This window comes from Bacillus sp. LR--39 (assembly GCF_053613335.1).
On the sequence record NZ_JBSIOT010000204.1, the window covers coordinates 1 to 1,289 of the forward strand.

Sequence of the window (1,289 nt, forward strand, 5' to 3'; positions counted from 1 at the left end):
GGGCCACAATATTAGATATTTTAAATGAAAACGGAATTGAGTACCCGCAGATTTGCCACGTACCAGAGGTTGACCCGATTCAAACTTGTGATACTTGCATAGTAGAGGCAAACGGAAAGCTGGTTCGTTCATGCGCGACGGTTGCAGAAAACGGGATGTCTATTGATCTATCAGGAAATCGAGTGAAAGAAGCGCAAACCGAAGCGATGGACCGCCTTCTTGAAAATCATTTGCTGTATTGTACAGTTTGCGATAACAACAATGGAAACTGTACGCTGCATAATACAGCGGAAATGATGGGGATCGAGCATCAAAAATACCCATACACGCCAAAAGAAGATCCTTCTTGCGCAGTTGATATGTCTCATCCTTTTTACCGCTATGATCCAAACCAATGTATTGCCTGCGGCCAGTGTGTTGAGGTCTGTCAAAACCTTCAAGTAAATGAAACACTCTCAATCGACTGGGAACGCGAACGCCCTCGCGTCATTTGGGATGAGGGAGTTCCGATCAATGAATCTTCCTGTGTCAGCTGCGGTCAGTGTGTAACAGTATGTCCATGTAATGCACTGATGGAAAAATCAATGCTCGGGCAGGCTGGCTTTATGACAGGCATTAAAGAGGACGTCATGGAACCGATGATTGACCTCGTGAAAAATGTTGAACCGGGGTATGGCAGCATTTTTGCCATTTCTGAAGTCGAAGCGGCAATGCGTGAAACGAGAACGAAAAAAACGAAAACTGTATGTACGTTCTGCGGTGTCGGGTGTTCATTTGAAGTATGGACAAAAGGACGGGATATCTTAAAGATCCAGCCTGTTTCTGATGCTCCGGTTAACGCGATTTCCACATGTGTCAAAGGGAAATTCGGCTGGGATTTCGTCAATTCTGAGGAGCGAATCACAAAGCCTTTAATCCGTAAAAATGGAGCCTTTGTGGAATCTTCTTGGGAAGAGGCCCTCGATCTTGTCGCAAGCAGATTAGGATCAATTAAAGAGCAGTACGGTAAAGGCTCTGTCGGGTTTATTTCTTCTTCTAAAATTACGAATGAAGAAAACTACGTCATTCAAAAGCTAGCGCGTCAGGTATTTGAAACAAACAATGTCGATAACTGCTCACGCTACTGCCAGTCTCCTGCTACAGACGGATTGTTCCGCACTGTCGGCATGGGCGGTGACGCCGGCACGATTAAAGATATTGCCAAAGCCGGTCTCGTCATCATCGTCGGCGCCAATCCGGCGGAAGGACACCCGGTGCTCGCAACACGCGTCAAACGGGCGCACAAGCTT

At 46.5% G+C, this 1,289-nt stretch carries 1 protein-coding gene; it reads left to right on the top strand.

The features are described 5' to 3' along the window. The coding region (locus ACWHAR_RS21805; RefSeq protein WP_452087803.1) for a molybdopterin-dependent oxidoreductase at window positions 1-1,289 on the top strand (1,289 nt) is incomplete at both ends.